This is a genomic window from Rhizobium lusitanum (assembly GCF_014189535.1).
Taxonomy (GTDB): domain Bacteria; phylum Pseudomonadota; class Alphaproteobacteria; order Rhizobiales; family Rhizobiaceae; genus Rhizobium; species Rhizobium lusitanum_C.
The window spans coordinates 835,469-861,033 of the sequence record NZ_CP050308.1 but is presented as its reverse complement, the minus strand read 5'-3'; the positions used below and the strand labels follow the sequence as shown (position 1 = coordinate 861,033).

The window sequence follows — 25,565 nt, the reverse complement described above, 5'->3', positions numbered from 1 at the left end:
CGACGATGATCCCAGTCACCACGCTCAAGGGAAAAAAGGTCGCATTGTTCGGCCTCGGCGGCTCAGGCTTTGCCACGGCGCGGGCGCTTGTCGCCGGCGGCGCCGAGGTGACTGCCTGGGACGACAATCCCGATAGCGTGGCAAAGGCTTCGGCCGAGGGTATCCCGGTCGCCGATCTTAGAAGCATCGACTGGAACGCGCTGTCGGTCTTCGTATTGTCGCCGGGCGTGCCGCTGACCCATCCGAAGCCGCATTGGACGGTCGATCTCGCCCGCGCCGCCGGTGTCGAGGTTATCGGCGATGTCGAGCTGTTTGTCCGCGAGCGGCGGGCGCATGCGCCGGATTGCCCGTTCATCGCCATTACCGGCACGAACGGCAAATCCACCACGACGGCCTTGGTCGCCCATATCCTGCAATCGAGCGGTCGCGACACGCAGCTTGGCGGCAATATCGGAACGGCCATCCTGACGTTGGATCCGCCGAAGGCGGAGCGTTACTACGTTGTCGAATGCTCCTCCTATCAGATTGATCTTGCCCCGACGCTCAACCCTTCTGCCGGCATCCTGCTCAATCTGACCCCCGATCATCTCGATCGGCACGGCACGATGCAACACTACGCCGACATCAAGGAACGGCTCGTCGCGGGCAGCGGCGTCGCCATTGTTGGTGTTGACGACAGCTATTCCTCGCTGATCGCCGAGCGCATCGAGCGGGCGGGCGCCAAGGTCACTCGCATTTCGCGGCGGCATGTGTTGGCGGACGGGTTCTTTGCCGAAGGCAGTCGCATTATCGAGGCTTCGGCCTGCGCGATAGCGGAGATTGCCGATCTCGACGGGATCCAGACGCTGCGCGGCAGCCATAATGCGCAGAACGCCGCGGCTGCGATCGCTGCCTGCTTGGCGGTCGGTGTTTCCGCCGACGATATACGTGCCGGGCTCCAATCCTTTCCCGGCCTCAAACATCGCATGCAGCCGGTCGGTCGTCGCGGTCGCGTTGTCTTCGTCAATGATTCCAAGGCAACCAATGCGGATGCGGCCGCTCCTGCGCTGTCCAGTTACGATCGCATCTACTGGATCGCCGGCGGCTTGCCGAAAGAGGGTGGCATCACGACGCTGGCTTCGCTCTTTCCGCGTATCGCCAAGGCCTATCTGATCGGTGAAGCTGCGCCCGCCTTTGCGGCGACGCTCGGCGAACAGGTGCCATACGAGATTTCCGGCACGCTGGAGCGCGCGGTCGCCCATGCGGCTGATGATGCGGACAAGGACGAGCATGACGCGGCGGCGGTGATGTTGTCACCGGCCTGCGCAAGCTTCGACCAGTATAAGAATTTCGAAGTCAGGGGTGACGCCTTCGTCAGCCATGTGGCTGCGATTGAGGGTGTCACCATGCTGGTTGGTTCAGCAACAGGAGGCAAATGATATGGTAAGCCGCGTTGAACGTGGGGCCTTGGCCGAATGGTTCTGGACCATCGACCGTGTGTTCCTGGCATTATTCGTTCTGCTGATCGGTATCGGCTTCATGCTTTCCTTCGCGGCCTCGCCCGCGGTTGCGGAGCGCATCGGGCTCGAACCCTTCCATTTCGTCAAGCGCCATGCCCTGTTCCTGGTTCCCGCGATTTCGGCGATGATCGGCATCTCCTTCATGACGCCGCGGCAGGTACGGCGAACGGCGGTCATTCTGCTGATCGTCTCGCTGGCGATGATGCTGTTCGCCTTGTTTTTCGGCATTGAGGTCAAGGGGTCGCGACGCTGGGTCAATATCGCCTCGCTCTCCGTCCAGCCGTCGGAATTCATGAAGCCGGCCTTCGTCGTCGTCTGCGCCTGGCTGTTTGCCGAGCACGCACGCCAGCCGGAGATTCCGGGTAATCTCTTTGCCATCATCCTTTTCGGTATCGTCGCCGCACTCCTCGTTGCCCAGCCGGACCTTGGCCAGACGATCCTCACTTCGGCCGTCTGGGGCGGCATGTTCTTCATGGCAGGCATGCCCTGGCTGTGGATTTCGGTGCTCGGCGGTCTCGGCGCCGGCGGGTTCGTGACGGCCTATTACGTCTTTCCGCATGTGGCGCTTCGCGTCGACAAGTTCCTGACTGGCGAAGGCGATACGTTCCAGGTCGATACTGCCAAGGAAGCCATCATTCATGGCAATTGGTTCGGGGTCGGTCCGGGCGAAGGTATCGTCAAGCGCATCATTCCGGACGCCCATACCGACTTCATCTTCTCCGTGGCTGCCGAAGAGTTCGGCGCCGTCTTCTGCATGGCTCTGGTCTGCATCTTCGCCTTCCTGGTTTTGCGCGGGCTGTCACATGCCTACAAGGAAAAGAACGACTTCAACCGCTTTGCAGTTGCCGGCCTGGTGCTGCAGATCGGTATCCAGTCGATCATCAATGTCGGCGTGAACCTGCAACTGCTCCCGGCCAAGGGCATGACCCTGCCGCTCATCTCATATGGTGGTTCGTCGATGACCGCCATTTGCGTGACGGCGGGCTTCATCCTGGCCCTGACGCGCCACCGGCCGGAAAAGCGGGCTCAGGACCGCACCCAGTTCCGTGTGACACATGGATTGCCGGCGGAGTGATCGAGTTGGACCTGTCTATTCCTTGCTCCCGTCCCCTGGTTTTCGACCATTCTCCGTTCGCATTTGCGAAGAGGGCGGTTTATGAAGGAAGCATGACGCACTTCGATGACGCAGCCGTGGCGACTTCCTATATGAGGGAGATGCCCCGCGTAGAGGGGTATTCGCGGGAGCGAAGATTATGAGTAAAGGCATTATTCTGCTTGCCGCCGGTGGAACCGGCGGCCACGTATTTCCGGCCGAGGCGCTGGCTCACAAGTTGAAGGAGCGCGGATATTCCGTGCACCTCGTCACCGATAGTCGCGCCGAACGCTATGCCGGCAAGTTTCCGGCCGACGAGATTCATGTCGTGCCATCGGCAACGATTGGCTCGAAGAACCCTGTTAAGGTCGCCCGCTCGTTGTGGACGCTGTGGACCGGCATCCGCGCTGCGCGCAAGCTGATCCGCACCATCAAGCCGCTCTGCGTCGTCGGCTTTGGCGGTTATCCGACTGTGCCGCCGCTGCTTGCCGCCACCCGCATGGGCGTGCCGGCGATGATCCACGAACAGAATGCCGTGATGGGCCGCGCCAACAAGGCGCTTGCCGCGCGCGTGCAGGCGATCGCCGGCGGCTTCCTGCCGGAGAACGGCGGGGCTTTTCCCGAGAAGACGGTGACGACGGGCAATCCCGTGCGTCCGGCGGTCATCGAGGCCGCCAAACAGCCCTATGTGCCATCCGTCCCGGACGATCCTTTCAATCTGGTCGTTTTCGGCGGTAGCCAGGGCGCGCAGTATTTTTCCAAGGCGGTGCCGACGGCAATCAGCCTGCTGGAAGAGCCGCTGCGCAAACGCCTTCGCATAACGCAGCAGGTGCGCCCCGAGGACATGGAAACGGTCAATAGCTGCACCAGGAAACTGGAAATGGGCGCGGATATCGCGCCGTTCTTCAGCGACATGGCAGAGCGCATCGGCGCGGCTCACCTGGTTCTCTGCCGCTCCGGCGCATCGACGGTGTCGGAGCTGGCGGTCATCGGCCGTCCGGCAATCCTCGTGCCCTATCCTTATGCTCTCGATCATGATCAGGCTGCCAATGCGGCGGCCCTGGCGGCCACTGGCGGCGTTAAGGTCATTCCGCAAGCCGAGCTCACACCGGAGAAGCTTTCGACCATCCTTCGCGGTGCGATGACGATGCCGGAGAAGCTCGCGAAGATGGCGGCCGCAGCCAGGCAGGCCGGCAAGCCGGATGCAGCAAGCTTGCTTGCCGATATGGTAGAGGCTATTGCCGCAAAACGTTCAATTCAAGACTTCAAGGGGGCAGGCGTATGAAGCTGCCGAAGGCCATTGGCCTTGTGCATTTTATCGGTATCGGCGGGATCGGGATGAGTGGCATCGCCGAGGTGCTGCATAATCTCGGTCATCGCGTGCAGGGGTCCGACCAGTCGGAGAGCGCCAACGTCCAGCGGCTGCGCGACAAGGGGATCCCGGTCCATATCGGCCACAAGGCGGAAAATCTCGGCGATGCCGAGGTCGTGGTCGTTTCCACCGCCATCAAGAAGAGCAATCCGGAACTTGCTGCAGCGCGCGAAAAATTGCTGCCGGTGGTGCGTCGCGCCGAAATGCTGGCCGAGCTGATGCGTTTCCGCAATGCCATCGCCATCGGCGGCACGCATGGCAAGACCACCACCACCTCGCTGGTGGCGACGCTGCTCGAAGCCGGCGGGCTTGACCCGACTGTCATCAACGGCGGCATCATCAACGCCTATGGTACCAACGCGCGCATGGGCGAGGGCGAGTGGATGGTGGTCGAGGCCGACGAATCGGACGGCACCTTCCTGAAGCTGCCCGCCGATGTGGCCGTCGTTACCAATATCGACCCGGAACATCTCGATCACTACGGCAATTTCGATGCCGTGCGCGCCGCCTTCCGGCAGTTTGTCGAGAATGTGCCGTTCTACGGCTTCGGCGTGATGTGCATCGACCATCCCGAAGTACAGTCGCTGGTCGGTCGCATCGAGGATCGCAAGATCATCACCTATGGTGAGAACCCGCAGGCCGATGTGCGCTTCTCGAATGTCCGCATCGACGGCACGCGCTCGCTGTTCGATATCGAAATCCGCAGGCGCCGCACGGGCAAGGTGATCCAGATCAAGGATCTCGTCATACCGATGCCCGGTCGCCATAATATTTCCAATGCCACGGCAGCGATAGCCGTCGCCAACCGCCTTGGCATCTCAAACGAGGCCATCGCCAAGGGGCTTGCCTCTTTCGGCGGCGTCAAGCGGCGCTTCACGCTGACCGGTGAATGGAATGGGGTTAAGGTCTTCGACGACTACGGCCATCATCCGGTCGAGATCAAGGCCGTCCTGAAGGCGGCGCGCGAGGCGTGCAATGGCCGTGTCATCGCCGTTCATCAGCCGCATCGCTACACGCGCCTGTCGAGCCTGTTCGAAGAATTCGCCGCCTGCTTCAACGATGCAGACAGTATCTTTCTCGCACCGGTCTATGCCGCTGGCGAAGAGCCGATCGAGGGCGTGGATTCGCAGGAGTTGGTATCTCGCATCAAGGCTGGCGGTCATCGCGATGCGCGCTATCTCTTGTCTCAAGAGGATCTAGCCCCTCTGATTGCAGAGATTGCGCAACCGGGTGATTTTGTGGTTCTCTTGGGGGCTGGTAGCATCACATATTGGGCAGCATCATTGCCAAAGGAATTGGAAGGCCTCTCGGGTAAGTCCGCATGAAACAGGTAAACGGGGAAAAGCTTCTGGCGTCGCTCGGCGACAGTGTAAAGGATATCAGGGGTCGGCTGACGCCGGATGCGCCGATGGATCGCGTTACATGGTTTCGCGCCGGCGGGTTGGCGGAACTGATGTTCCAGCCGCATGATACGGACGATCTGATCGATTTTCTGAAGGTGCTGCCGGACGAAGTGCCGTTGACGGTGGTGGGTGTCGGTTCGAACATTCTGGTGCGTGACGGCGGTATTCCCGGCGTCGTCCTGCGGCTTTCGGCCAAGGGCTTCGGTTCGGTCGAGCTTGTCGGCGAGAACCGCATCCTGGCCGGCGCCATCTGCCCGGACAAGCATGTGGCTGCCATGGCCATGGATAACGGCATCGGCGGCTTTCACTTCTACTATGGCATTCCCGGCGGCATCGGTGGCGCTGCGCGCATGAATGCCGGCGCCAACGGTGCCGAGACGCGCGATCGTGTGATCGAGGTGCATGCGGTTGACCGCAAGGGCGTGAAGCATGTGCTGACCAATGAAGAGATGGGTTATACCTATCGTCACTCGGCGGCAGCGGATGATCTGATCTTCACGCATGTTCTTTTCGAGGGCTATCCCGAGGATCGTACCAAGATCCGGGCCGAGATGGATGCCGTGCGTGCGCATCGCGAGACCGTGCAGCCGATCCGCGAGAAGACCGGTGGTTCGACCTTCAAGAATCCCGACGATCTGTCCGCCTGGAAGTTGATCGACGAAGCGGGTTGCCGCGGTCTTGTTATCGGCGGGGCGCAGATGTCGTCGCTGCACTGCAATTTTATGATCAACATGGAACAGGCGACCGGCTACGATCTCGAATATCTCGGCGAGCAGGTTCGCCGCGAAGTCTTCGAAAAGTCCGGTGTAAAGCTGGAATGGGAAATCAAGCGTCTCGGCGGCTTCATGCCCGGTCGCGAAGTTCGCCCGTTCCAGGGCGTCACGACGGAGTAGAGCAACTCCATTTGTTTTGACTTCATGTATTGATTCAACAAAAAAGGCCGGGTTTTCACCCGGCCTTTTCAATTGGTTATGTCGAGATCCTCAGATCTCTTCGTTGCCTGACAGCAGGATGCCGACGAGCGACAGGGCGGCTGCGCCGGCGAGATAGTAGCCGACATAGCCAAGACCGTAGTTCGTCGCCAGCCAGGTGGCGATATAGGGCGCCAACGAGGCGCCGACGATGCCGCCGAGGTTGAAGGTCATCGACGCCCCGGTATAGCGCACCGCCGTCGGGAAGGGCGCGGAAAGTGCCGCGCCGATCGGGCCGTAGGTGAAGCCCATCAATGCCAGGCCGATGATCGAGCAGGCGAAGGCGCCGGCGAGGCCGGCGGTCAGCAACGACGAATAGAACAGGCCGAAGATCAGAATGCCGACCGTCGTCAGGCCGAGGATCAGCCGGCGCGAATAGCGGTCCGACAGCAGGCCGGAGATCGGGATCGTCAGGCCGAAGAAGACGACGCCGACGAGCTGGACGACCAGGAACTGACCCTGCGAATAGCCGAGGCCCAAAGGCAGCGGTCCATTGCCGGGTGCTCTGGTGCCCCAGCTCAGCGTAAACGCCGTCATCAGGTAGAAAAGCACGAAGGTCGCGACGGCAATGATGGTGCCGAGTACCAGGCTGCGGAAATGCGAACGGAAAATCACCACGATCGGAACGGAGACACGCTCTTCCTTTTCGATGGCGCGGCGGAATTCCGGCGTTTCGGTGATCTTCAGACGGACGTAGAGGCCAACGCCAACCAGCAACAGGCTAAGCAGGAAGGGAACGCGCCAGCCGTAGCTGAGGAAATCCGCGTCCGACATGGTTTCGCGCAGGATGAGGAAGAGGCCGGCGGAGAGAATAAAGCCGATGGGTGCACCGAGCTGCGGGAACATGGCGTACCAGCTACGCTTACCCTCTGGCGCATTCTCTGTGGCGAGCAGTACCGCGCCGCCCCATTCGCCGCCGAGGCCGAGACCCTGGCCGAGGCGGCAAAGCGCCAACAGGATCGGCGCGAGAACGCCGATCGATTCATAGCCGGGCAAGAGGCCGATCACGACGGTCGAAAGGCCCATGGTCATCAATGCCGCCACCAGCGTTGCCTTGCGGCCGACCCTGTCGCCGAAGTGGCCGAAGATCATCGCGCCGATCGGACGAGCGAAGAAAGCGATGGAGAAGGTCGCGAAAGACTGCAGCGTCGCCGAGGTTGGGTCGCTGGCCGGGAAGAACAGCTTCGGGAAGACGAGAACCGCCGCCGTCGCATAAACATAAAAGTCGAAAAATTCGATTGTCGTGCCGATAAGGCTCGCGATCAGAACGCGCGCCGGGGAGTTCGCAACAACGCTGTTTGATGACGAGGGGGTCGGCGATAAGGGGGATATCGCGTCAGTCATGGTTCCACCAATTTTTATGATGCTAAAATGCTGCCTCAGTAGGCAACGCGTGTCCTTAGCGTAATTTTTGTTCAGCGCAAATGTTAAAAAAACAAGAAATCAACAAATGCGTGCTACTATTTAGCCGTAATCGTTGAGTCGCAAGTAGTTAGGTGGGCGTTTGCCGTTTTCGTAGGCATCCAATCGGCGGGTTGGGAAGACTCTATTTTTCGCAAATGGCAGGCTTTCACTTTGGTCTAGGGCAAAGGAGAGGGGTTCATGCAGAAAAAGCTTATTGCGGAGTTTCTTGGGACGTTCTGGCTCGTATTCGGCGGCTGCGGAAGTGCAATTTTCGCAGCGGGGTTTCCGGGCCTTGGCATTGGTTTTCTGGGCGTCGCACTGGCGTTCGGCTTAACCGTACTCACCATGGCCTATGCGGTCGGCGGTGTCTCGGGCGGTCATTTCAATCCGGCGGTTTCCGTCGGGCTTACGGTTGCGGGTCGTTTCCCAGCTTCGCAGCTCATTCCTTATATCGTCGCTCAGGTGATCGGCGCTATCGCGGCGGCGGCCGTGCTTTATCTGATCGCCAGCGGCAAGGCCGATTTCCAGCTCGGGGGCTTTGCGGCCAACGGCTATGGTGAGCATTCGCCGGGCGGTTATTCGCTGGTTTCGGCGCTGGTTGCCGAAGTCGTCCTGACGTTGTTCTTCCTGGTCGTGATTCTCGGCTCGACCAGCAGCAAGGTGCCGGCAGGGTTTGCGCCGATCGCCATCGGTCTCGCGCTGACGCTGATCCATCTGATCTCGATCCCAATCACCAACACATCGGTCAATCCGGCCCGTTCGACGGGGCAGGCGTTGTTCGTGGGTGGTTGGGCGTTGCAGCAGCTCTGGTTGTTCTGGTTAGCTCCGATCGTCGGCGGCGCGATCGGTGGCCTCGTCTGGAAACTGGTCGACGATAAAGACTGAGATCAGGCGCCATAATCCTAACGAAGGCCCGTGCCGGATACCCCGTCGCGGGCCTATTTGTTTAAAAAAACTAAAGTTGGATATTTCCAACGTAGCAACTCTCTGATTCTAATGGCAGAATTCTTTAGACCGGTTTGATTCGAGAAAATCGATTTCAGCGCGAGCGGTTAGAAGTTAACGAAAGTAAACGCTTCATTAACCTTAATGTCGTTCTAATCGGGTCACGGAAGACGTAGCGAGAATCGCTGCAAGGCGGACCGAGCGGACGTCAGTTGAAGATGGTGAACTGGGGGTATTGATGGGTGGTGGCAAGCATGTGGCTGTCCTTTTGGGCGGATTTTCCTCGGAGAGGCCTGTCAGCCTGTCCTCGGGAAATGCATGCGCTGATGCCCTCGAAGCTGAAGGCTATCGCGTTACGCGCGTCGACGTCGAGCGCGATGTGTCCGCACGTCTTGCCGACCTGAAGCCTGATGTCGTTTTCAATGCTTTGCACGGTCCCTTTGGTGAGGACGGCACGATCCAGGGCGTCCTCGAATATCTGCAAATTCCCTACACGCATTCCGGCGTGATGGCTTCGGCGCTGGCGATGGATAAGTCGCGCGCCAAGACGGTTGCGGCCGTCGCCGGCGTTCCTGTTGCCGCTTCGCTCGTTCTGGATCGCTTCGCCATTGCCGGCGAGCATCCGATGGAGCCGCCTTACGTCGTCAAGCCGGTGCGGGAAGGGTCCAGCTTCGGCGTCGTGATCGTCAAGGAAGATCAAGCGCATCCGCCGCAGATCGTCACGTCGTCCGAATGGCGATATGGCGACGAGGTTCTGGTCGAACGTTATATTCATGGCCGCGAACTGACCTGCGGTGTCATGGGCGATACCGCGCTTGGGGTCACCGAGATCGTGCCGCTGGGGCATAGCTTCTACGATTACGACTCCAAATATGCGACGGGTGGCTCAAAACACGTCATCCCGGCAGAAATTTCACCGAATCTTTACCAAAAGATACAAATATTGGCGCTAAGGGCGCATCAAGCTATCGGCTGCCGTGGCGTCAGTCGGTCTGACTTCCGTTTTGACGATCGCTTCTCCGAGGAAGGTGAGCTTATCTGGTTGGAAATCAACACCCAGCCAGGCATGACTCCTACCTCGCTGTTGCCCGAAATGGCGGCTCACGCCGGTTACACTTTTGGTGAATTTCTCCGGTGGATGGTGGAGGACGCGTCTTGTTCGCGCTGACGGTCAAAAATATGAGGCGGTCCCGCCACCGTGTCCAGCTCGAGATCGATGATGTCGAGGACGCATTTGTATTGCCTCGGCCGATGCGTCGCGTTGTGCGCTTCCTCGTGAGTCTCGGTTCGGGTCGCGTCAATATTCCGGCGCATATCGGCACTGTCTCCGCGCTGGCTTTGTTCGCTGCGACCGGCCTCTATGGCATGTCGATCGGTGGTCATGCGCAGGATGTCGCGCAGGCAACGACTTCGGCTGCCGGCTTTGCGATCGAGGACGTGAAGGTTTCCGGCAATGACCAGACCTCGGAAATCGAAATCCTGCAGCTTCTCGGTCTTGATGGCACCACGTCGCTGGTAGCGCTCAATGCCGACGCGGCGCGCCAGAAGATCGCCAACTTGCCGTGGGTAGAGAACGTCGAAGTCCGCAAGGTCTATCCGAAGGCTATCGAAGTGAAGCTCACGGAGCGCAAGGCTTACGCGATCTGGCAGCACGGTTCCGAACTGTCGCTGATCCAGAAGGACGGCAGCGTGATCGCTCCGTTGCGCGACAACAAGTTCGCCAAGCTGCCTCTTTTTGTCGGTCGCGATGCGGAGACGGCTGCTGCATCGATCGATGAAGCCTTCGCCAAATGGCCTGATGTTCGCAGTCATGTGAAGGCGTTCGTGCGTGTCGCCGGCCGCCGTTGGGATCTCTATCTCGACAATGGCGTGATCATCAAACTGCCGGAAGACAACATCGACGGCGCACTGGCCCGGCTGACCAAGATAGACAAGGATCAGAACCTGTTGCAGCGCGATATCGCAGCCGTGGATCTTCGTCTCGACGATCGCATGGCCATTGAATTGACTCCGGATGCAGTGGTTCGTCGCCAGATGGCGGTGGATACAAGAACCAAGGCTTTGAAGAAAGCAGGGCAGGATACATGAGCTTGTTCAGTTCGTCCCATTTCGGTCTGCCGCGTCTGAAGCCGCTGTCTTCCAAGCGGTCGCATATCGTATCGGTCCTCGACATCGGCTCGACGAAGGTCGTCTGCATGATCGGCCGGCTTACGCCGCGCGAGGAAAGCCAGATTCTTCCGAACCGCACGCATAATATTGAGGTCATCGGCATCGGACATCAGCGTTCGCGCGGTATCAAGACCGGTGTGATCGCCGATCTCGATGCGCTGGAAAACGTCGTCCGTCTCTCGGTGGATGCAGCCGAGCGTATGGCCGGCCTCACCGTCGATAGCCTGATCGTCAATGTTTCCGCCGGTCGTCTCGGCAGCGACATCTATACGGCCACCATCGATCTGGGCGGCCAGGAAGTCGAAGCCAACGATCTGAAGAAAGTGCTTTCCGCCGCTTGCCAGCAGTCGCTCCGTCAGGAACGCGCCATTCTGCATTCGCTGGCAACCGGTTATTCGCTCGATGGGGAACGCGGCATTCGCGATCCGCTTGCGATGTTCGGCGATGAGCTGGGCGTTGACATGCATGTGGTCACCGCCGAGCGGGCAGCACTTCGCAATCTCGAACTTTGCATCAACCGGGCGCATCTGTCGGTCGAGGGTATGGTGGCAACGCCTTATGCCAGCGGTCTTGCCGCGCTTGTCGACGATGAAGTCGAGCTCGGCTGCGCCGCCATCGACATGGGCGGCGGCACGACGACCATCTCGGTCTTTGCCGAAGGCAAGCTGGTGCACACCGATGCTGTCAGCCTTGGCGGCCATCATGTCACCACCGATCTTGCGCGCGGTCTTTCGACCCGCATTGAGGATGCCGAGCGGCTGAAGGTGGTACATGCCTCGGCGCTCGCGAATTCCTCGGAAGAGCGCGAACTGATTTCCATCCCGTCGATCGGCGAGGATGAACGCGACCAGCCGACACAGGTGCCGAAGGCGCTGGTGTCGCGCATTGTCAGGGCCCGTGTCGAAGAGACGCTGGAGCTGATCCGCGATCGCATTCAGCGCTCGGGCTTCAGCCCGATCGTCGGCAAGCGCGTCGTGCTGACAGGCGGTGCCAGCCAGTTGACCGGTCTGCCGGACGTGGCGCGGCGCATCCTTGCCCGCAACGTCCGCATCGGCCGCCCGATGGGCGTGTCCGGCCTGCCGACGGCGGCCAAGGGGCCTGCCTTTTCGACGGCAGTCGGACTGATGATCTATCCGCAGGTCGCGGACATGGAGACACATGCGGCGGGCGGCGGTCTGCTCTCGTCGCTTGGAGGTAACAACAGCCGCATCGGCCGCGTAGGCCAGTGGCTGAAGGAGAGTTTCTGAGTGCCTGATCCCGGATCGCGACAAGCGCTTTCCGGGCAGGGGTCAGGCGAGTGAAATTTAGTGAATTGGCCGGCGTGGCGATGCGGCCATAAAGAGAAGGAACGGGTACAATGACTATCAAGCTGCATAAGCCAGATATCACCGAGCTGAAGCCGCGGATCACCGTGTTCGGTGTTGGTGGCGGCGGCGGCAATGCCGTCAACAACATGATCACGGCAGGCTTGCAGGGCGTCGATTTTGTCGTCGCCAATACGGATGCACAGGCTTTGACGATGACGAAGGCGGAGCGGATCATTCAGCTCGGCGTTAATGTCACCGAAGGCCTCGGTGCTGGTTCGCAGCCGGAAGTCGGTCGCGCCGCCGCTGAAGAATGCATCGACGAGATCATCGACCACCTGAACGGCACCCATATGTGCTTCGTCACCGCCGGCATGGGCGGCGGCACGGGCACGGGCGCTGCACCGGTCGTTGCACAGGCAGCCCGCAACAAGGGCATCCTGACCGTCGGCGTCGTCACCAAGCCGTTCCACTTCGAAGGCGGCCGCCGCATGCGGCTTGCTGAAATGGGCATCCAGGAACTGCAGAAGTCGGTCGATACGCTGATCGTCATTCCGAACCAGAACCTGTTCCGTATCGCCAACGACAAGACGACCTTCGCCGACGCATTCTCGATGGCCGACCAGGTTCTCTATTCGGGCGTTGCCTGCATCACCGACCTGATGGTGAAGGAAGGTCTCATCAACCTCGACTTCGCCGACGTCCGTTCGGTCATGCGCGAAATGGGCCGCGCGATGATGGGTACCGGCGAAGCCTCCGGCCAGGGCCGTGCGATGCAGGCTGCTGAAGCCGCTATCGCCAACCCGCTGCTCGACGAAACCTCGATGAAGGGCGCGCAGGGCCTGTTGATCTCGATCACTGGCGGCCGTGACCTCACGCTGTTCGAAGTCGACGAAGCTGCGACCCGCATCCGCGAAGAAGTTGATCCGGACGCCAACATCATCCTCGGCGCCACCTTCGACGAATCGCTGGAAGGCATCATCCGCGTTTCCGTCGTTGCGACCGGTATCGATCGCGCGATGAACGAAGCTGCCGAAAGGAATATGGAATTCCGCCAGGCCGCAAAGCCGGCTATCCGTCCTTCCGCGGCCGCCGCTCCGGTAGCGGCCGCAGCCCAGCCTGCCCATGTTGCGCAGGCCCATACCGCACAGGCGCACGTCAACCAGGCTCCTGTTGCACCGGCTCCAAGAGCCGCCGACCCGATCGCGCAGACCATTCGCATGGCCGAAGCCGATATGGAACGTGAGTTGGAAATCCAGATGGGAGCGCGTCAGGTTCCTGCTCCGCAGCCGGTCATGCAGCAGCAGCCTGTCGCTCAGGACGAAAGCTTCCGTCCGCAGAGCCGCATCTTCGCAGCCGCGCCCGAGGCTCAGCCGGTGCGTCAGGCTCCGGTTCAGCCGCAGCCGGCCGTGTACCAGCAGCCGGTGATGCAGCAGCCGATCGTTCGGCAGGCTGTTGAACAGGTCCGCATGCCGAAGGTCGAGGATTTTCCTCCGGTCGTTAAGGCCGAGATGGAACATCGCGCTCAGCCGGCTGCCGCACAGGCCGCCGAGGAGCGTGGTCCGATGGGCCTGCTGAAGCGAATCACCAATTCGCTCGGCCGCCGCGACGAGGACCCGGCCTTCAACGAGATGACGGCTTCGGCTCCTGCTGCTGCTCCGCAGCAGCGCCGCGCCCCGTCGCCGGAGGCCAGCCTCTACGCACCGCGTCGTGGCCAGCTCGACGACCAGGGCCGTCAGGTTCCGCAGGCTCGCATGACGAACCAGGAAGACGACCAGCTCGAAATCCCGGCCTTCCTGCGCCGGCAGTCGAACTGATCCGGTCCAAGACATCCTTTTAATAGGATGCTAACCATGTTTGGTGAATCCGGGGCTCACGAGCCCCGGATTTCTTTTTTTGATGCCCATCTTTAATCCTAAAATTACCTAGTAAATTCAATCATCTGCTTTCGTAACAAAGCGAAAGAAACAGTGATTTGGAATGCTATCCCCCCGCGCGTATGTAAAGGGCGAGCGAGCCTGCGGAATCGCATTCGGCAATGATTGCATGCGGCTTCTGCGGACTAGGTAACAGACTGAACCAGCCATGAGGGCAGAGGTCCAAAGGTGACCGCCCCGGCTTGGTACAGACAGACGAAGGCAGATTTTATATGGCAATCGGATTGCTGGGTTTTCAGACCACCATTGCAGAGCCTGTAACACTTTCGGGTATCGGCGTTCATTCTGGCGCCAATGTGTCGATCACGTTCTACCCGGCCGAAGCTGGCGCAGGTGTTATTTTTCAGCGCATGCATGACAATGGCGACGTTACGGAACTGCGCGCGGTTTCTTCGCAGGTCGGCAATACCGATCTCTGCACGGTTCTCGGTTTTTCTCCGGCGCGCTCGGTCGCGACGGTCGAGCATGTCATGGCGGCAATCTATGCAATGGGCCTCGACAACGTCATCGTCGAAGTCACCGGCGCGGAAATGCCGATCATGGACGGCAGCTCCTATCCTTTCATCGAAGCTATTGAGCAGGTCGGCATCGTTTCGCTCGGCGAGAAGCGCCGTTACATCCGTATCACCAAGCCGGTTCGTATCGAAGCCGGCGGTTCCTGGTGCGAATTCCGCCCCTATGACGGCACGCGCTTCGAAGTCGAGATCGACTTCGATTGCCCGCTGATCGGCCGCCAGAAGTGGGAAGGCGACATGACCGCGGAGACCTTCAAGAAGGAGCTGTCGCGCGCCCGTACCTTCGGTTTCATGCGTGACGTCGAGCGGCTCTGGGCTTCTGGTCATGCGCTTGGCTCTTCGCTGGAAAATTCCGTCGTCATCTCCGACGACAACACTGTGATCAATGTCGAAGGCCTGCGTTACGCCAAGGATGAATTTGTCCGTCACAAGACGCTGGATGCCGTTGGCGATCTGGCGCTGGCCGGCACACAGTTCATCGGCTGCTACCGCTCTTATCGTGGCGGTCACCGCATGAATGCAAACGCATTGAAGGCGCTGCTGAGCGATTCCTCCGCTTACGACGTCGTCGAAACTTCGGCGCCGCGCCAGCGCGCGCACAGCCGCGATTTTGTCACCGTGAATGCTGCTGAATTCGCTCCCTGGTCGGCGTGACCTCCAGAAATCCAGATGAGCAAAGTCGCCGCTCCCGCAAGGGGGCGGCTCTTTTTTGACAGGAGATTCGTGGGTGATGCCTGGAGATCGAGCACTTTCTCGCAATGGCGCAGCTTCGAAAGAAATCTCTTGTCAATACAGCGGTTAAAGCCTGCCATTCGGCGGGCTTTGCCACAAAAATGCGTTAATGCTTCATCATTGCGTTGCCCTGATGGTGCTTTTGCGGCTAGAAACGCCAGCGAGAGAACGCCGTTTCCGCAACAACGGCTAGTGGGACAGTCATCCGATGGGTTTTGCAGGGTCTGAAAGCATGAAGATTACAGCACGGGCGTTGCTCGTATCGCTTCTCCTGGCCGGTACCGGTGCGGTGGTAACGGGTTGCAATACGGACAAGGATATCGACATCAGCAAGCTCGGTGTCGAGACCGATCCGCCGGAAACCCTCTACAATCAGGGCCTTGCCAATATCAAGGCCGGCAACATGGCGGAAGCCGGACGCAAGTTCGACGCCATCAACCAGCAGCAGCCGTTCTCCGAATGGGCGCGCAAGGCGCTGGTGATGAGCACCTTCGTCAAGTATCGCACCGGCAGCTATGACGACGCCGTGCAGTCGGGCAATAGCTACCTCAAGCAATATCCCGGCTCGGAAGATGCCGATTACGTGCAGTATCTCGTCGGTTCGTCCTATGCAAAGCAGATCGTCAGCGTGACGCAGGATCAGCGCGCGGCGCAGCAGACGATCGAGGCGATGAGCAAGGTCGTCAGCAACTATCCGAACTCGCAATATGTCAGCGACGCACAGGCGAAGATCCGTTTTGCCCGCGACCAGCTCGCCGGCAAGGAAATGCAGATCGGCCGCTACTATCTGGAGCGCAAGGATTACCTTGCAGCCATCTCACGCTTCCGTATTGTCATCGAGCAATACCCGACGACGAATCAGATCGAAGAGGCGCTGGCTCGCCTTGTTGAGGCCTACTATGCCATGGGCATCGTTCAGGAAGCGCAGACGGCAGCCGCGGTTCTGGGTCACAACTATCCGGATAGCCGTTGGTACGCCGATTCCTTCAAGCTTCTGAAGACTGGCGGGCTTTCGCCGAATGAAAACGAAGGCTCCTGGATTTCAAAGGCGGGCAAGAAACTTCTTCTTGGGACGTGAGATTGAGCGCGCATGCTGATCCAGCTTTCGATCCGCGATATCGTTTTGATCGAGCGGCTGGATCTTGCCTTCGAGACCGGGCTCTCGGTGCTTACCGGCGAGACCGGAGCGGGCAAATCCATCCTGCTTGATAGTCTGTCGCTGGCCCTTGGCGGGCGCGGTGACGGCGATCTTGTGCGCCATGGCGAGGACCGCGGTCAGGTGACGGCGGTGTTCGATGTCGGCATGCAGCATGCCGCTCGCAAACTCTTGCGCGAAAACGGCATCGATGACGATGGCGACCTGATTTTCCGCCGCACACAATCCGCAGACGGCCGCACCAAAGCTTTCGTCAATGATCAGCCGCTCAGCGTTCAGCTGATGCGCCAGGCCGGCCAGCTTCTCGTCGAAATTCATGGACAGCATGACGACCGCGCCCTTGTTGATACCGATGCGCATCGCATGCTGCTCGACGCTTTCGCCGGCAATACCGAGGACGTGCAGGGTGTCGGTCGGCTCTACAAGGTCTGGCGCGATACCGAGCGGACGCTCAGGAAGCAGCGCGAGCAGGTGGAGAATGCCGCTCGTGAAGCCGATTATATCCGCGCGGCGGTCGAGGAGCTGGAGAAGCTGTCGCCGCAGGATGGTGAAGAAGACGATCTGGCCGAGCGCCGCGCGCGGATGATGAAAGCGGAGCGCATTGCCGGCGATATTGCCGAAGCCTCCGAGTTCTTGAACGGCAATGCCTCTCCGGTGCCCCATATCGCCTCGCTGGTGCGCCGGCTGGAGCGCAAGAGCCATGAGGCGCCGGGTCTGCTAGAAGACACTGTAGCCCTGCTTGACGCGGCTCTGGACCAGCTTTCCAATGCGCAGATGGAGGTGGAGGCCGCCCTTCGCAAGACAGAATACGATCCGCGTGAATTGGAGCGGGTCGAGGAGCGATTGTTCGCGCTGCGCGCCGCCTCGCGCAAATATTCCGTGCCGGTGACCGAACTGCCGGCGCTGGCCGAAAAGATGATTGCCGATCTTGCCGATCTTGATGCCGGCGAAGAGCGACTGGCGCGACTGGATGCCGAGCTTGCTGTAGCCAAGGCTGCCTATGATGCTGCCGCGCACAGCCTCTCCGACAAGCGTCATCATGCTGGCGAGGCGCTTGCCGCCGCTGTCATGGCGGAATTGCCGGCGCTGAAGCTGGAACGCGCGCGCTTCATGGTGGAGATCACCACGGATGCCGAAGGCGCCACGGCCGAGGGCATCGATGTCATCGAGTTTCATGTACAGACCAATCCGGGCACGCGGCCAGGGCCGATCACTAAGGTCGCGTCCGGTGGTGAGCTGTCGCGTTTCCTGCTGGCGCTGAAGGTGGCGCTGGCCGATCGCGGCTCGGCTCCGACCCTGGTCTTCGACGAAATCGACACCGGTGTTGGCGGCGCAGTGGCTGACGCGATTGGCCAGAGGCTCAAGCGGCTGTCTGATCGCGTGCAGGTGTTGTCCGTGACCCATGCGCCGCAGGTCGCGGCGCGCGCAGCCACGCATCTGTTGATCTCCAAGGGGCCGGTCGCAGACGGTTCCGAGAAGATTTCTACCCGTGTCGCCACCATGGCGCCCACGGACCGCACCGAGGAGATCGCCCGCATGCTTGCCGGTGCATCGATTACCGAGGAGGCAAGGGCGGCTGCCAAGCGGCTGTTGGCGGGCAACGGCTGAGAGCGTCAAGCCTTATCCTACGCACTTCCCATTCCGCAAATTTTCACTAAAACATCTCGGAAATCCGGGAGTGCGAATCCATGAGCAGCGAACAGAAGCCCGTCGAAGATTTGACCGAAGAAGAGGCAGCCGCAACGCTTGCCTATCTGGCAGCCGAGATCGCGCGCAATGATGCGCTTTATCACGGCAACGATGCGCCGGAGATTTCAGACGCGGAATACGATGCGCTGAAGCGGCGCAACGATGCCATCGAAGCGCGCTTCCCGGCGCTGATTCGTGCCGACAGCCCATCGCGGCGGGTCGGTGCCGCCCCATCCGAAACCTTTATGCCCGTCGTCCACGCAAGACCGATGCTGTCGCTCGACAATACCTTCTCGCAGGAAGACGTGCAGGATTTCGTCGCCGGCGTCTATCGCTTCCTCGGCCGGTTGCCCGACCAGTCCATCGCCTTCACCGCCGAGCCGAAGATCGACGGTCTCTCGATGTCGATCCGCTACGAGAATGGCCGGATGGTGAGCGCGGCGACGCGTGGCGACGGCACGACCGGTGAAAACGTCACGGCCAATATCCGCACCATCAAGGAAATCCCGCAGACCTTGCCGGCCGGCGCGCCCGCAGTCGTCGAGATACGCGGCGAAGTCTATATGGCCAAGAGCGATTTCCTGGCGCTGAACGCGCAGATGGAGGCGGAGGGCAAGCAGACCTATGTCAATCCGCGCAATACCGCAGCCGGCTCGCTGCGTCAGCTCGATGCCAAGGTCACGGCCAGCCGCAAGCTGAAATTCTTCGCCTATGCCTGGGGTGAGATGTCCGACATGCTGACCGACACGCAGTTCGGCATGGTGCAGACATTCGGGGAATGGGGTTTCCCGGTCAATCCGTTGATGAAGCGGCTGAATTCGGTCGCGGACATTCTCGCGCATTATGACGAGATCGGCCTTCAGCGTCCGGATCTCGACTATGATATCGACGGCGTCGTCTACAAGGTCGACAGTCTGGAACTGCAAGCGCGCCTCGGCTTCCGCTCGCGCTCGCCGCGTTGGGCAACGGCACACAAGTTCCCGGCAGAACAGGCGCTCACCCGGCTGCTCGATATCGACATTCAGGTCGGCCGTACGGGCGCGCTGACGCCGGTCGCGCGGCTGGAACCGATCACCGTCGGTGGTGTCGTGGTGACCAATGCGACGCTGCACAATGCCGATTACATCAAGGGCATCGGCAACAAGGGCGAGCCGATCCGCGACGGCCGCGACATCCGTGTTGGCGACATGGTGATCGTGCAGCGCGCCGGGGACGTCATTCCGCAGATTGTCGATGTCGTGCTGGAGAAGCGGGAGGCGTCGAGCGTCGCCTATGAGTTCCCCAAGACATGCCCGGTCTGTGGCAGCCATGCGGTGCGCGATATCAATGAAAAGACCGGCAAGGTCGATGCGGTGACGCGTTGCACCGGCGGCTTCATCTGCCGGGCGCAGGCGACGGAACATCTGAAGCATTTCGTGTCGCGCAATGCCTATGACATCGAAGGTCTCGGCGCGAAGCAGATCGATTTCTTCTTCGAGAGCGAGGACCCGGCGCTACAGGTGCGTACCGCGCCCGATATCTTCACCCTGGAAAGGCGTCAGCAGTCGTCATTGACCAAGCTGGAGAATATCGACGGCTTCGGCAAGGTCAGCGTTTCCAAGCTCTATGCGGCCATCAACGAGCGGCGCGATATCGCCCTACATCGCTTCATCTTCGCGCTTGGCGTTCGCCATGTCGGCGAGACCACAGCAAAGCTGCTGGCGCGCTCCTACGGCACTTACGAAGCCTTTGAGGCGGGAATGAAGGAGGCGGTTCCGCTTTCGGGCGACGCCTGGAACGACCTCAATAATATAGAAGGCATCGGTGAAGTGGTCGCCCGCGCCGTCGTGGAATTCTACAAGGAGCCGCGCAACGTCGAGGTGATCTCCAAGCTGCTTGACGAGGTGCGTCCGCAGGAGGCCGAGCAGCCGACGACCTCGGGCAGTCCCGTCGCCGGCAAGACGGTGGTCTTCACCGGTTCGCTGGAAAAATTCACCCGCGACGAAGCCAAGGCCAGGGCCGAAAGCCTCGGCGCCAAGGTCTCCGGCTCGGTTTCGAAAAAGACCGACATCGTCGTGGCGGGACCTGGCGCGGGCTCGAAGCTGGACAAGGCGCGGGAATTCAACGTGCAAGTCATGAGTGAGGATGAGTGGCTGGAGCTGATCGCGGGGTGACCGGCGGCGGCGATCCGTGGACCGCTGCGTGTTGCCATTTACATCCTGATGCGTGCCATTGTGAACGCGTCCACATACTCGCCGTTACGAAACGCAAAGGCCTTGAGCCTTCCCTCAGTCTCGAATCCGAATTTCTCGTAGAGTCGGATCGCGGGCTCATTGTCGACATAGACGGTCAGCTCCAACCGTTTGATCGCCAGCCAGTTGTCGGCGGTGTCGATCAGGGCGGCGAGCAGTGCCGAGCCTATGCCCCGGCCGACGAAATTGTCGTGGACGCCCATGCCGAGGTTGCCGATGTGGATCTGCCGACCGGAATGGCGGCGCAGACCGGCATTGCCGACGACCTGTCCGGCGACGACCGCGACGAGGCTGATCGAGGTAGGGGAGGGCTTTTCCAGCCATCGCCGCGTCTCTTCGATGTTCTGAAAGGGCAGGCGTAACGTGCCGGCGCGAAAGCCGGGCAGGTTGGCGATGAGGGCTATGCCTTCGGCGTCGGACGGACTTGCGGCGCGAATCTCCACTCCAACGGCCTTTTGCGGTCGTCGCTGGTCTGGATCTTCCTGTTCTGAATTCATTTGGCTCTCCTTGATGTTCGGGAGGAGAGCAAGGACTTCAAACCCTGCTCGCCTCGGCAGGGTTGAAGGGGATCGCTGTCAGCTTAACGCAATGCAGCTTCCACTCGCCCTGCAAGGGGTGAGGTGGTGAGAATATGCATCATGGTGGCGCGGTTTGCGATCATGCCGGAAGCTTCCAGCGCTTTTGCTCCGAAGTCAACAGGATTGCCGACGGTGGCTTTTCATCGTGGTGCTTGACATGCAACCAAACAGTTGCTTATAAGATCTCCAACAGGCAACCAAATGGTTTCATATTTAACATGAGCGATGACGCGGTCTTTCGAGCTTTGGCGGATGCGAGCCGGCGGCAATTGCTGGACCGGTTGTACGAGCAAAACGGCCAGACGCTCGGCGAACTTTGCCAGGGGCTGGAGATGACACGGCAGGCGGTGGCGAAGCATCTTGCCATCCTGGAGGAGGCAAATCTTGTCTCCGCGCAGCGACAAGGCCGGGAGAAGCTGCATTTCATCAATCCCGTTCCGATCAACGATATTGCCGAGCGCTGGATCAACAAGTTCGAGCGCCGGCAGCTCACCGCTCTTTCCGCTCTCAAGAAGGCGCTCGAGGGTGAGGGCGGCCAATAGCAGCGAGGCGACAGCGGAGATCCCAACCAACAGGAGGAGAAAGATCATGACTGGCAGCAATTTCGTATACGTCACCTATATCCGCACCACGCCGGAAAAACTCTGGTCGGCGCTGACCACGCCGGAGTTCATCAAGAAATACTGGTTCGATGCGACGCATGTGACTGACTGGAAAGTCGGCTCGCCATGGAAGATCGTCTTTGCGGACGGCCGGGTCGCCGATACCGGCGAGATCGCGGAGTTCGAGCCGCCAAAGCGCCTCGTCATCAAATGGCGCAATGAATTCATGCCCGAGATGAAGGCCGAGGGCTGGTCTCTATGCGTGATGGACATCGAGCCCGCAGGCGATGCGGTGAAACTCACAGTTACCCACACGATGGAGCGGGAGAATGCCAAGTTCATCGGCGCGGTTTCGGGCGGCTGGCCGAAAATCCTCTCCAATCTCAAATCGCTGCTGGAAACCGGAGAGATCGTGTTGTCTGGTAAATAGATTCGCGGCGCTGCTCGCGGTTCGAGGCTTTGTCGCCCAGGCGGCGTTATGGAGTCTCGAACCACGAGCGTAGCCGATGGCTCCTCGACGCCTCTTGCATCCCCCGAGTGCTAACTTACTTTAGCAATGCCGCTTGAACTCTCGGCGGCGCATGTCGGAGGATGATTGATGACGTCTTTGAAATTGCATGCCGCCATTGCCGCCTTGTTTCTGGCGCTGGCACCTGTTTCCGCATCCGCCGAGGTCGTCGGCAAGGTCGGGGTGGACTGGACCGGCAATGATATTCTGGTCGATGCCGTGCCTGATCCGGGCGTCACAGGGGTCACCTGCCACGTCACCTATTTCGACCGCAGCGTCATCGACCGGCTGAGAAAAGGCAACTGGTTCGAGGATCCCTCCAATAATTCCATTGCCTGCCGCCAGACCGGGCCGATCTCGATCGGGGACATTGACTTGTCGCAAGGCGGCGAGGAGGTGTTTCGTGCCGGGTTGTCGCTGATCTGGAAGAAGCTGGTGGTCACCCGGATCTACGACAAGAAGAACGATACGCTGATCTATCTCATTCATTCGCGCGAATTGACCAACGGCTCGGCGAAGATGGCGATTTCCACTATCCCGTTGTTCGGTCAGACGGTGTCCTGGAAGAATGGCAAGCCCAATTGAGATTGCCTGGATACCGCTCGAACAACCATAAGGGGGATTGTACCAAAAAAGTTTAGCCTTTTGGTTGCTAAACCCACTTAAATGCTTCCGCATTGCGTCATTTTAGTGCAATTTTATGGACGAACGTGGGAGTGCCACTTCCATCTGTTCACGGCCTGCATGATCCGCCCGCGTCGGCTGCACCCCTGCCGACGTCGGTTTAATAACATGATCGCCCTGAAGCAGCTGCTTCAGGGCGATTTTGGTTGGAGCTATTTTCCCAGATCAGGCTGCCTGCGCCAACTGCTCGGCGATGACCGTGTCGAGGTTGAGGAAGCAAACCATCGTCTTTTCCCGCGCTACGATACCGCGGCAGAAAGCCCGCTGTGTTTCCGGAATGATTTCCGGCGCCGGCTGAAGGTCTTCGCTCTTGATGGTCATCATGTCGGACACCTGTTCGACCAGCAGGCCGACGAGCTTGCCGGCGATGTCGGTGACGATGATGGCTGAGCGCTCGGACGGCTCGGTCATCTTCATGCCAAGACGGCAGGCCATGTCGATGACCGGGATCACCGCGCCACGCAGGTTGATGAGGCCGAGTACATAGGGCGGCGTATGCGGCATCGGCGTCACTGGCGCCCAACCGCGGATTTCGCGGATGGCCATGATGTCGATGCAGAATTCCTGGCCGCCCAGATGGAAGGAGACAATCTCCAGATAGGCGCCCGATTGTTTGATGGCATTCGTCATGGTCGAGGACTTCCCGTTTGGCGCCGGCGGCAGGCGGCGGTGGCGATTACAAGGGGATCGGCTGAAGCAATTGAAGGCTGCTACAGCATCCGAAGGCTTGGGCGCTCGAAAGGCGACTGGCTGCTTCGGCGGGCGTCATGCCCTTCTGAACGAAAATGGATTTGCCGCGGGTCTCGCGGTTGGCGAATCTGACTTCGCCTACAGGATTTTGATGTTGGCGCGAACTGATTAGGATAGCTTTAACGCGGGCGCGATTTCGGGACGTTCGAAAACATCTTCTTGAATTGCGTCGTCCGATTCAACCCGTTACACCCGGGCAATGATCGCCCGCCGTCTCGCATACCGAGTTGTCGCCGGGCGTGGTGGGGAAGAAGCATTGATGAAAACCGTGCGAATTGTTGTCTGGGTGGCCGTGTTGATCATGGCGGGAGTGCTGGGATGGTTGACTTTCGGGGTCAACAAATCGCCGGAGGCGGCGGCCGAAGGGCCTTACGGGGTGCCGTTCACGCTCACGGCGCAGAATGGCCAGCCGGTCAGCGAGCAGGCTTTTCGCGGAAGGCCGACGGCGCTGTTCTTCGGCTATACGCATTGCCCTGATGTCTGCCCGACCACGCTGTTTGAAATGAACGGCTGGATGCAGAAGGTCGATCCTGACGGTACCAAGCTCAACGCCTATTTCGTCACCGTCGATCCCGAGCGCGATACGCCCGCGATCATGAACCAGTATGTGTCCAACGTCTCGAACCGCATCACCGGCATTTCCGGCGACCCCGCCAAGGTGATAGACATGGTCAAGGGCTTCCGGGTCTACGCCAAGAAGGTTCCGCTCGACGAGAAGGATCCGAACGGCGATTATACCATGGACCATACCGCCTCGGTCTTCCTCCTCGATGCCTCTGGCCGTTTCGCCGGCACGATCGCCTATCAGGAGGATCCGGATATTGCGGTCAAGAAGCTGGAGAACCTGATCAAGAAGGGATAGGGCGCCTATGGGAGATAGCGCCGGGGGAGAGAGGAAATCCAAGTCCATTCTGATTGCGGGTGCGGGACCAGCTGGTCTGACCGCAGCGCTGGAATTGGCCCACCGCGGCTTTGCGCCTCGCATTATCGATGATGGCCAGGGGCCGACGCCCCTGAAAGAGAGCCGGGCTCTCGGCATCAATGCCCGCACATTGACGCTGCTTTCACCTTCCGGCGTTGCCGAGCGCATTGTCACGGCTGCCCAGCCGATCATGCATTTTCGTATCCGCTCCGGAGCGAAAGTCCTGGCCGATGTCGATACGCGGCAGGTGCCGGGGCGCTTTGGCGCCATGCACGTTCTGGCGCAGGGCGCGACCGAGCGGTTACTGATCGAGGCGCTCGCCGCTTACGGCATTGCGCCGGAATGGCAGACTGCTGTCGTCGCGGATCCGATCACCAATACCTGGAAGCCGGAAGTGACGCTGCGACGCGCCGATGGCGGCACGGAAGCTGTTCGTCCCGATATACTGATCGGTGCCGACGGGGCGCATTCCGCTGTGCGCAAGGCGCTTGGCGCCGGTTTTCCCGGTGAGGCGTTGGAGGCTTATTTCTATATTGCCGATTTTCGCTATGCCAAACCGGTGGACTCGCATTTCGTTGAGATCACCCTTTGTGATCCCGGCATGATCGGGCGTCTGCCGGTATCTTCCGATGTCCTGCGCTATATCTCGACGCGGGAGGATTTTGAAAGCCGCATCGTTCATCCGGAGGCGGTTGCCGAGAAGATCTGGGTCTCGCAGTTCCGCATTCATTTCCGCCACGTCGAGCCGATGGCCAAGGGCAATGTGTTCCTGGCGGGCGACGCGGCTCATATTCATTCTCCGGCAGGGGCTCGGGGTATGAATCTTGGTATAGAGGATGCCTGCTGGCTTGCCTGGCTCATTGCGGAAGGGCGCGAAGAGGAGTATTCGGCCCTCAGAATTCCAGCCGTGAAACAGGTGCTGAAGCAGACCTATGGTCTGACCCGCTTGATCACCATGGAAAATGCGCTGGCGATCGCGGTGCGCAATCTGCTCGCGCCGCTGTTTTTGCGTTTCGGGCCGGCGCGGCGCAGGCTGCTTTACAATGTCGCCGGCTACGATACGCCGAAGCCGCCTTGGATCGACTGGGCCGAGTAAGAACA

22 protein-coding genes are annotated in these 25,565 nt (G+C 60.2%); 19 read left to right on the top strand and 3 right to left on the bottom strand.

Translation table 11 applies throughout. The features are described 5' to 3' along the window. The first annotated feature begins 5 nt into the window (after positions 1-5). The 5 genes from murD to murB all read left to right on the top strand — a co-directional run bounded on the left by murD (position 6) and on the right by murB (position 6,260). Positions 6-1,418: a UDP-N-acetylmuramoyl-L-alanine--D-glutamate ligase gene (gene murD / locus HB780_RS17950; protein ID WP_183694459.1), complete on the top strand. Its 1,413-nt coding sequence runs from the start codon at positions 6-8 to the stop codon at positions 1,416-1,418. Position 1,419: 1 nt separating this feature from the next. Continuing rightward, positions 1,420-2,574 carry a putative lipid II flippase FtsW gene (gene ftsW / locus HB780_RS17945; RefSeq protein WP_183694457.1) on the top strand — a complete coding sequence of 385 codons (1,155 nt, stop codon included), beginning with the start codon at positions 1,420-1,422 and terminating at the stop codon, positions 2,572-2,574. Between the two features lie 178 nt (positions 2,575-2,752). After that, on the top strand, positions 2,753-3,877 hold the full coding sequence (gene murG, locus HB780_RS17940) for an undecaprenyldiphospho-muramoylpentapeptide beta-N-acetylglucosaminyltransferase (RefSeq protein ID WP_183694454.1): 1,125 nt from the start codon (positions 2,753-2,755) through the stop codon (positions 3,875-3,877). Further along, a complete protein-coding gene (gene murC, locus HB780_RS17935; RefSeq protein ID WP_183694452.1) occupies positions 3,874-5,289 on the top strand; it encodes a UDP-N-acetylmuramate--L-alanine ligase in 1,416 nt (471 codons plus the stop codon). The genes murG and murC overlap by 4 nt, the downstream gene beginning before the upstream one ends. Next, positions 5,286-6,260: a UDP-N-acetylmuramate dehydrogenase gene (gene murB / locus HB780_RS17930; protein WP_183694449.1), complete on the top strand. Its 975-nt coding sequence runs from the start codon at positions 5,286-5,288 to the stop codon at positions 6,258-6,260. The genes murC and murB overlap by 4 nt, the downstream gene beginning before the upstream one ends. Before the next feature lie 90 nt (positions 6,261-6,350). On the opposite strand, the gene HB780_RS17925 is transcribed toward murB, so the two are convergent. Continuing rightward, complete coding sequence (locus tag HB780_RS17925) at positions 6,351-7,682, bottom strand: MFS transporter (protein ID WP_183694446.1); 1,332 nt, start codon at positions 7,680-7,682, stop codon at positions 6,351-6,353. A 258-nt stretch (positions 7,683-7,940) separates the two neighbouring features. Between HB780_RS17925 and aqpZ the strand changes: the two genes are divergently transcribed. The 9 genes from aqpZ (at position 7,941) to ligA (ending at position 20,342) form a co-directional block, all read left to right on the top strand. Beyond that, positions 7,941-8,627, top strand: a complete 687-nt coding sequence (aqpZ, locus tag HB780_RS17920; protein WP_183694443.1) for an aquaporin Z — start codon at positions 7,941-7,943, stop codon at positions 8,625-8,627. Between the two features lie 298 nt (positions 8,628-8,925). Next, positions 8,926-9,855, top strand: a complete 930-nt coding sequence (locus HB780_RS17915; RefSeq protein ID WP_183694440.1) for a D-alanine--D-alanine ligase — start codon at positions 8,926-8,928, stop codon at positions 9,853-9,855. Then, positions 9,843-10,775 (top strand): cell division protein FtsQ/DivIB, encoded by a 933-nt coding sequence (locus tag HB780_RS17910; protein ID WP_286203130.1) that lies wholly within the window; start codon positions 9,843-9,845, stop codon positions 10,773-10,775. Before HB780_RS17915 ends, HB780_RS17910 begins: the two co-directional genes overlap by 13 nt. Then, positions 10,772-12,103: a cell division protein FtsA gene (ftsA, locus tag HB780_RS17905; RefSeq protein WP_183694437.1), complete on the top strand. Its 1,332-nt coding sequence runs from the start codon at positions 10,772-10,774 to the stop codon at positions 12,101-12,103. The genes HB780_RS17910 and ftsA overlap by 4 nt, the downstream gene beginning before the upstream one ends. Positions 12,104-12,213: 110 nt before the next feature. After that, positions 12,214-13,977, top strand: a complete 1,764-nt coding sequence (gene ftsZ / locus HB780_RS17900; protein WP_183694435.1) for a cell division protein FtsZ — start codon at positions 12,214-12,216, stop codon at positions 13,975-13,977. Positions 13,978-14,309: 332 nt separating this feature from the next. Then, positions 14,310-15,266, top strand: a complete 957-nt coding sequence (gene lpxC / locus HB780_RS17895; RefSeq protein ID WP_183694432.1) for a UDP-3-O-acyl-N-acetylglucosamine deacetylase — start codon at positions 14,310-14,312, stop codon at positions 15,264-15,266. A 286-nt stretch (positions 15,267-15,552) separates the two neighbouring features. Further along, positions 15,553-16,422, top strand: a complete 870-nt coding sequence (locus HB780_RS17890) for an outer membrane protein assembly factor BamD (protein ID WP_183694429.1) — start codon at positions 15,553-15,555, stop codon at positions 16,420-16,422. Between the two features lie 12 nt (positions 16,423-16,434). Then, positions 16,435-18,108, top strand: a complete 1,674-nt coding sequence (gene recN, locus HB780_RS17885; RefSeq protein WP_183694427.1) for a DNA repair protein RecN — start codon at positions 16,435-16,437, stop codon at positions 18,106-18,108. An 80-nt stretch (positions 18,109-18,188) separates the two neighbouring features. After that, entirely contained in the window at positions 18,189-20,342 is a 2,154-nt protein-coding gene (gene ligA, locus HB780_RS17880) for an NAD-dependent DNA ligase LigA (protein WP_183694424.1), read from the top strand. A gap of 38 nt (positions 20,343-20,380) precedes the next feature. Here the strand turns inward: ligA and HB780_RS17875 are convergent, their stop codons facing one another. Beyond that, the gene (locus tag HB780_RS17875; protein WP_183694421.1) at positions 20,381-20,917 is read right to left on the bottom strand and encodes a GNAT family N-acetyltransferase; all 537 of its coding nucleotides are present in this window, start codon (positions 20,915-20,917) and stop codon (positions 20,381-20,383) included. 299 nt (positions 20,918-21,216) lie between these two features. Here HB780_RS17875 and HB780_RS17870 point away from each other — a divergent pair, with 299 nt between their 5' ends. The 3 genes from HB780_RS17870 (at position 21,217) to HB780_RS17860 (ending at position 22,693) form a co-directional block, all read left to right on the top strand. Continuing rightward, positions 21,217-21,540 carry an ArsR/SmtB family transcription factor gene (locus HB780_RS17870; protein WP_183694419.1) on the top strand — a complete coding sequence of 108 codons (324 nt, stop codon included), beginning with the start codon at positions 21,217-21,219 and terminating at the stop codon, positions 21,538-21,540. A gap of 46 nt (positions 21,541-21,586) precedes the next feature. Continuing rightward, positions 21,587-22,030, top strand: coding sequence for an SRPBCC family protein (locus tag HB780_RS17865; RefSeq protein ID WP_183694416.1), 444 nt, complete (start codon positions 21,587-21,589; stop codon positions 22,028-22,030). A gap of 168 nt (positions 22,031-22,198) precedes the next feature. Continuing rightward, the gene (locus HB780_RS17860) at positions 22,199-22,693 is read left to right on the top strand and encodes a CreA family protein (protein ID WP_183694414.1); all 495 of its coding nucleotides are present in this window, start codon (positions 22,199-22,201) and stop codon (positions 22,691-22,693) included. A gap of 264 nt (positions 22,694-22,957) precedes the next feature. On the opposite strand, the gene HB780_RS17855 is transcribed toward HB780_RS17860, so the two are convergent. Beyond that, the gene (locus tag HB780_RS17855) at positions 22,958-23,422 is read right to left on the bottom strand and encodes a chemotaxis protein CheW (RefSeq protein ID WP_183694411.1); all 465 of its coding nucleotides are present in this window, start codon (positions 23,420-23,422) and stop codon (positions 22,958-22,960) included. 379 nt (positions 23,423-23,801) lie between these two features. Here HB780_RS17855 and HB780_RS17850 point away from each other — a divergent pair, with 379 nt between their 5' ends. Together HB780_RS17850 and HB780_RS17845 are read left to right on the top strand one after the other, a co-directional pair. Beyond that, positions 23,802-24,404: an SCO family protein gene (locus tag HB780_RS17850; RefSeq protein WP_183694408.1), complete on the top strand. Its 603-nt coding sequence runs from the start codon at positions 23,802-23,804 to the stop codon at positions 24,402-24,404. 7 nt (positions 24,405-24,411) lie between these two features. Next, positions 24,412-25,560, top strand: a complete 1,149-nt coding sequence (locus tag HB780_RS17845) for an FAD-dependent oxidoreductase (RefSeq protein ID WP_183694405.1) — start codon at positions 24,412-24,414, stop codon at positions 25,558-25,560. Positions 25,561-25,565: the final 5 nt, after the last annotated feature.

Coding starts and splice junctions, on each gene's coding strand:
- murG (WP_183694454.1), top strand. CDS start 2,753: ATGAGTAAAGGCATTATTCTGCTTGCCGCCGGTGGAACCGGCGGCCAC.
- ftsW (WP_183694457.1), top strand. CDS start 1,420: ATGGTAAGCCGCGTTGAACGTGGGGCCTTGGCCGAATGGTTCTGGACC.
- HB780_RS17865 (WP_183694416.1), top strand. CDS start 21,587: ATGACTGGCAGCAATTTCGTATACGTCACCTATATCCGCACCACGCCG.
- murC (WP_183694452.1), top strand. CDS start 3,874: ATGAAGCTGCCGAAGGCCATTGGCCTTGTGCATTTTATCGGTATCGGC.
- murB (WP_183694449.1), top strand. CDS start 5,286: ATGAAACAGGTAAACGGGGAAAAGCTTCTGGCGTCGCTCGGCGACAGT.
- HB780_RS17860 (WP_183694414.1), top strand. CDS start 22,199: ATGACGTCTTTGAAATTGCATGCCGCCATTGCCGCCTTGTTTCTGGCG.
- HB780_RS17845 (WP_183694405.1), top strand. CDS start 24,412: ATGGGAGATAGCGCCGGGGGAGAGAGGAAATCCAAGTCCATTCTGATT.
- ftsA (WP_183694437.1), top strand. CDS start 10,772: ATGAGCTTGTTCAGTTCGTCCCATTTCGGTCTGCCGCGTCTGAAGCCG.
- HB780_RS17870 (WP_183694419.1), top strand. CDS start 21,217: ATGAGCGATGACGCGGTCTTTCGAGCTTTGGCGGATGCGAGCCGGCGG.
- HB780_RS17855 (WP_183694411.1), bottom strand. CDS start 23,422: ATGACGAATGCCATCAAACAATCGGGCGCCTATCTGGAGATTGTCTCC.
- aqpZ (WP_183694443.1), top strand. CDS start 7,941: ATGCAGAAAAAGCTTATTGCGGAGTTTCTTGGGACGTTCTGGCTCGTA.
- HB780_RS17875 (WP_183694421.1), bottom strand. CDS start 20,917: ATGAATTCAGAACAGGAAGATCCAGACCAGCGACGACCGCAAAAGGCC.
- lpxC (WP_183694432.1), top strand. CDS start 14,310: ATGGCAATCGGATTGCTGGGTTTTCAGACCACCATTGCAGAGCCTGTA.
- ligA (WP_183694424.1), top strand. CDS start 18,189: ATGAGCAGCGAACAGAAGCCCGTCGAAGATTTGACCGAAGAAGAGGCA.
- ftsZ (WP_183694435.1), top strand. CDS start 12,214: ATGACTATCAAGCTGCATAAGCCAGATATCACCGAGCTGAAGCCGCGG.
- HB780_RS17890 (WP_183694429.1), top strand. CDS start 15,553: ATGGGTTTTGCAGGGTCTGAAAGCATGAAGATTACAGCACGGGCGTTG.
- HB780_RS17925 (WP_183694446.1), bottom strand. CDS start 7,682: ATGACTGACGCGATATCCCCCTTATCGCCGACCCCCTCGTCATCAAAC.
- murD (WP_183694459.1), top strand. CDS start 6: ATGATCCCAGTCACCACGCTCAAGGGAAAAAAGGTCGCATTGTTCGGC.
- HB780_RS17915 (WP_183694440.1), top strand. CDS start 8,926: ATGGGTGGTGGCAAGCATGTGGCTGTCCTTTTGGGCGGATTTTCCTCG.
- recN (WP_183694427.1), top strand. CDS start 16,435: ATGCTGATCCAGCTTTCGATCCGCGATATCGTTTTGATCGAGCGGCTG.
- HB780_RS17850 (WP_183694408.1), top strand. CDS start 23,802: ATGAAAACCGTGCGAATTGTTGTCTGGGTGGCCGTGTTGATCATGGCG.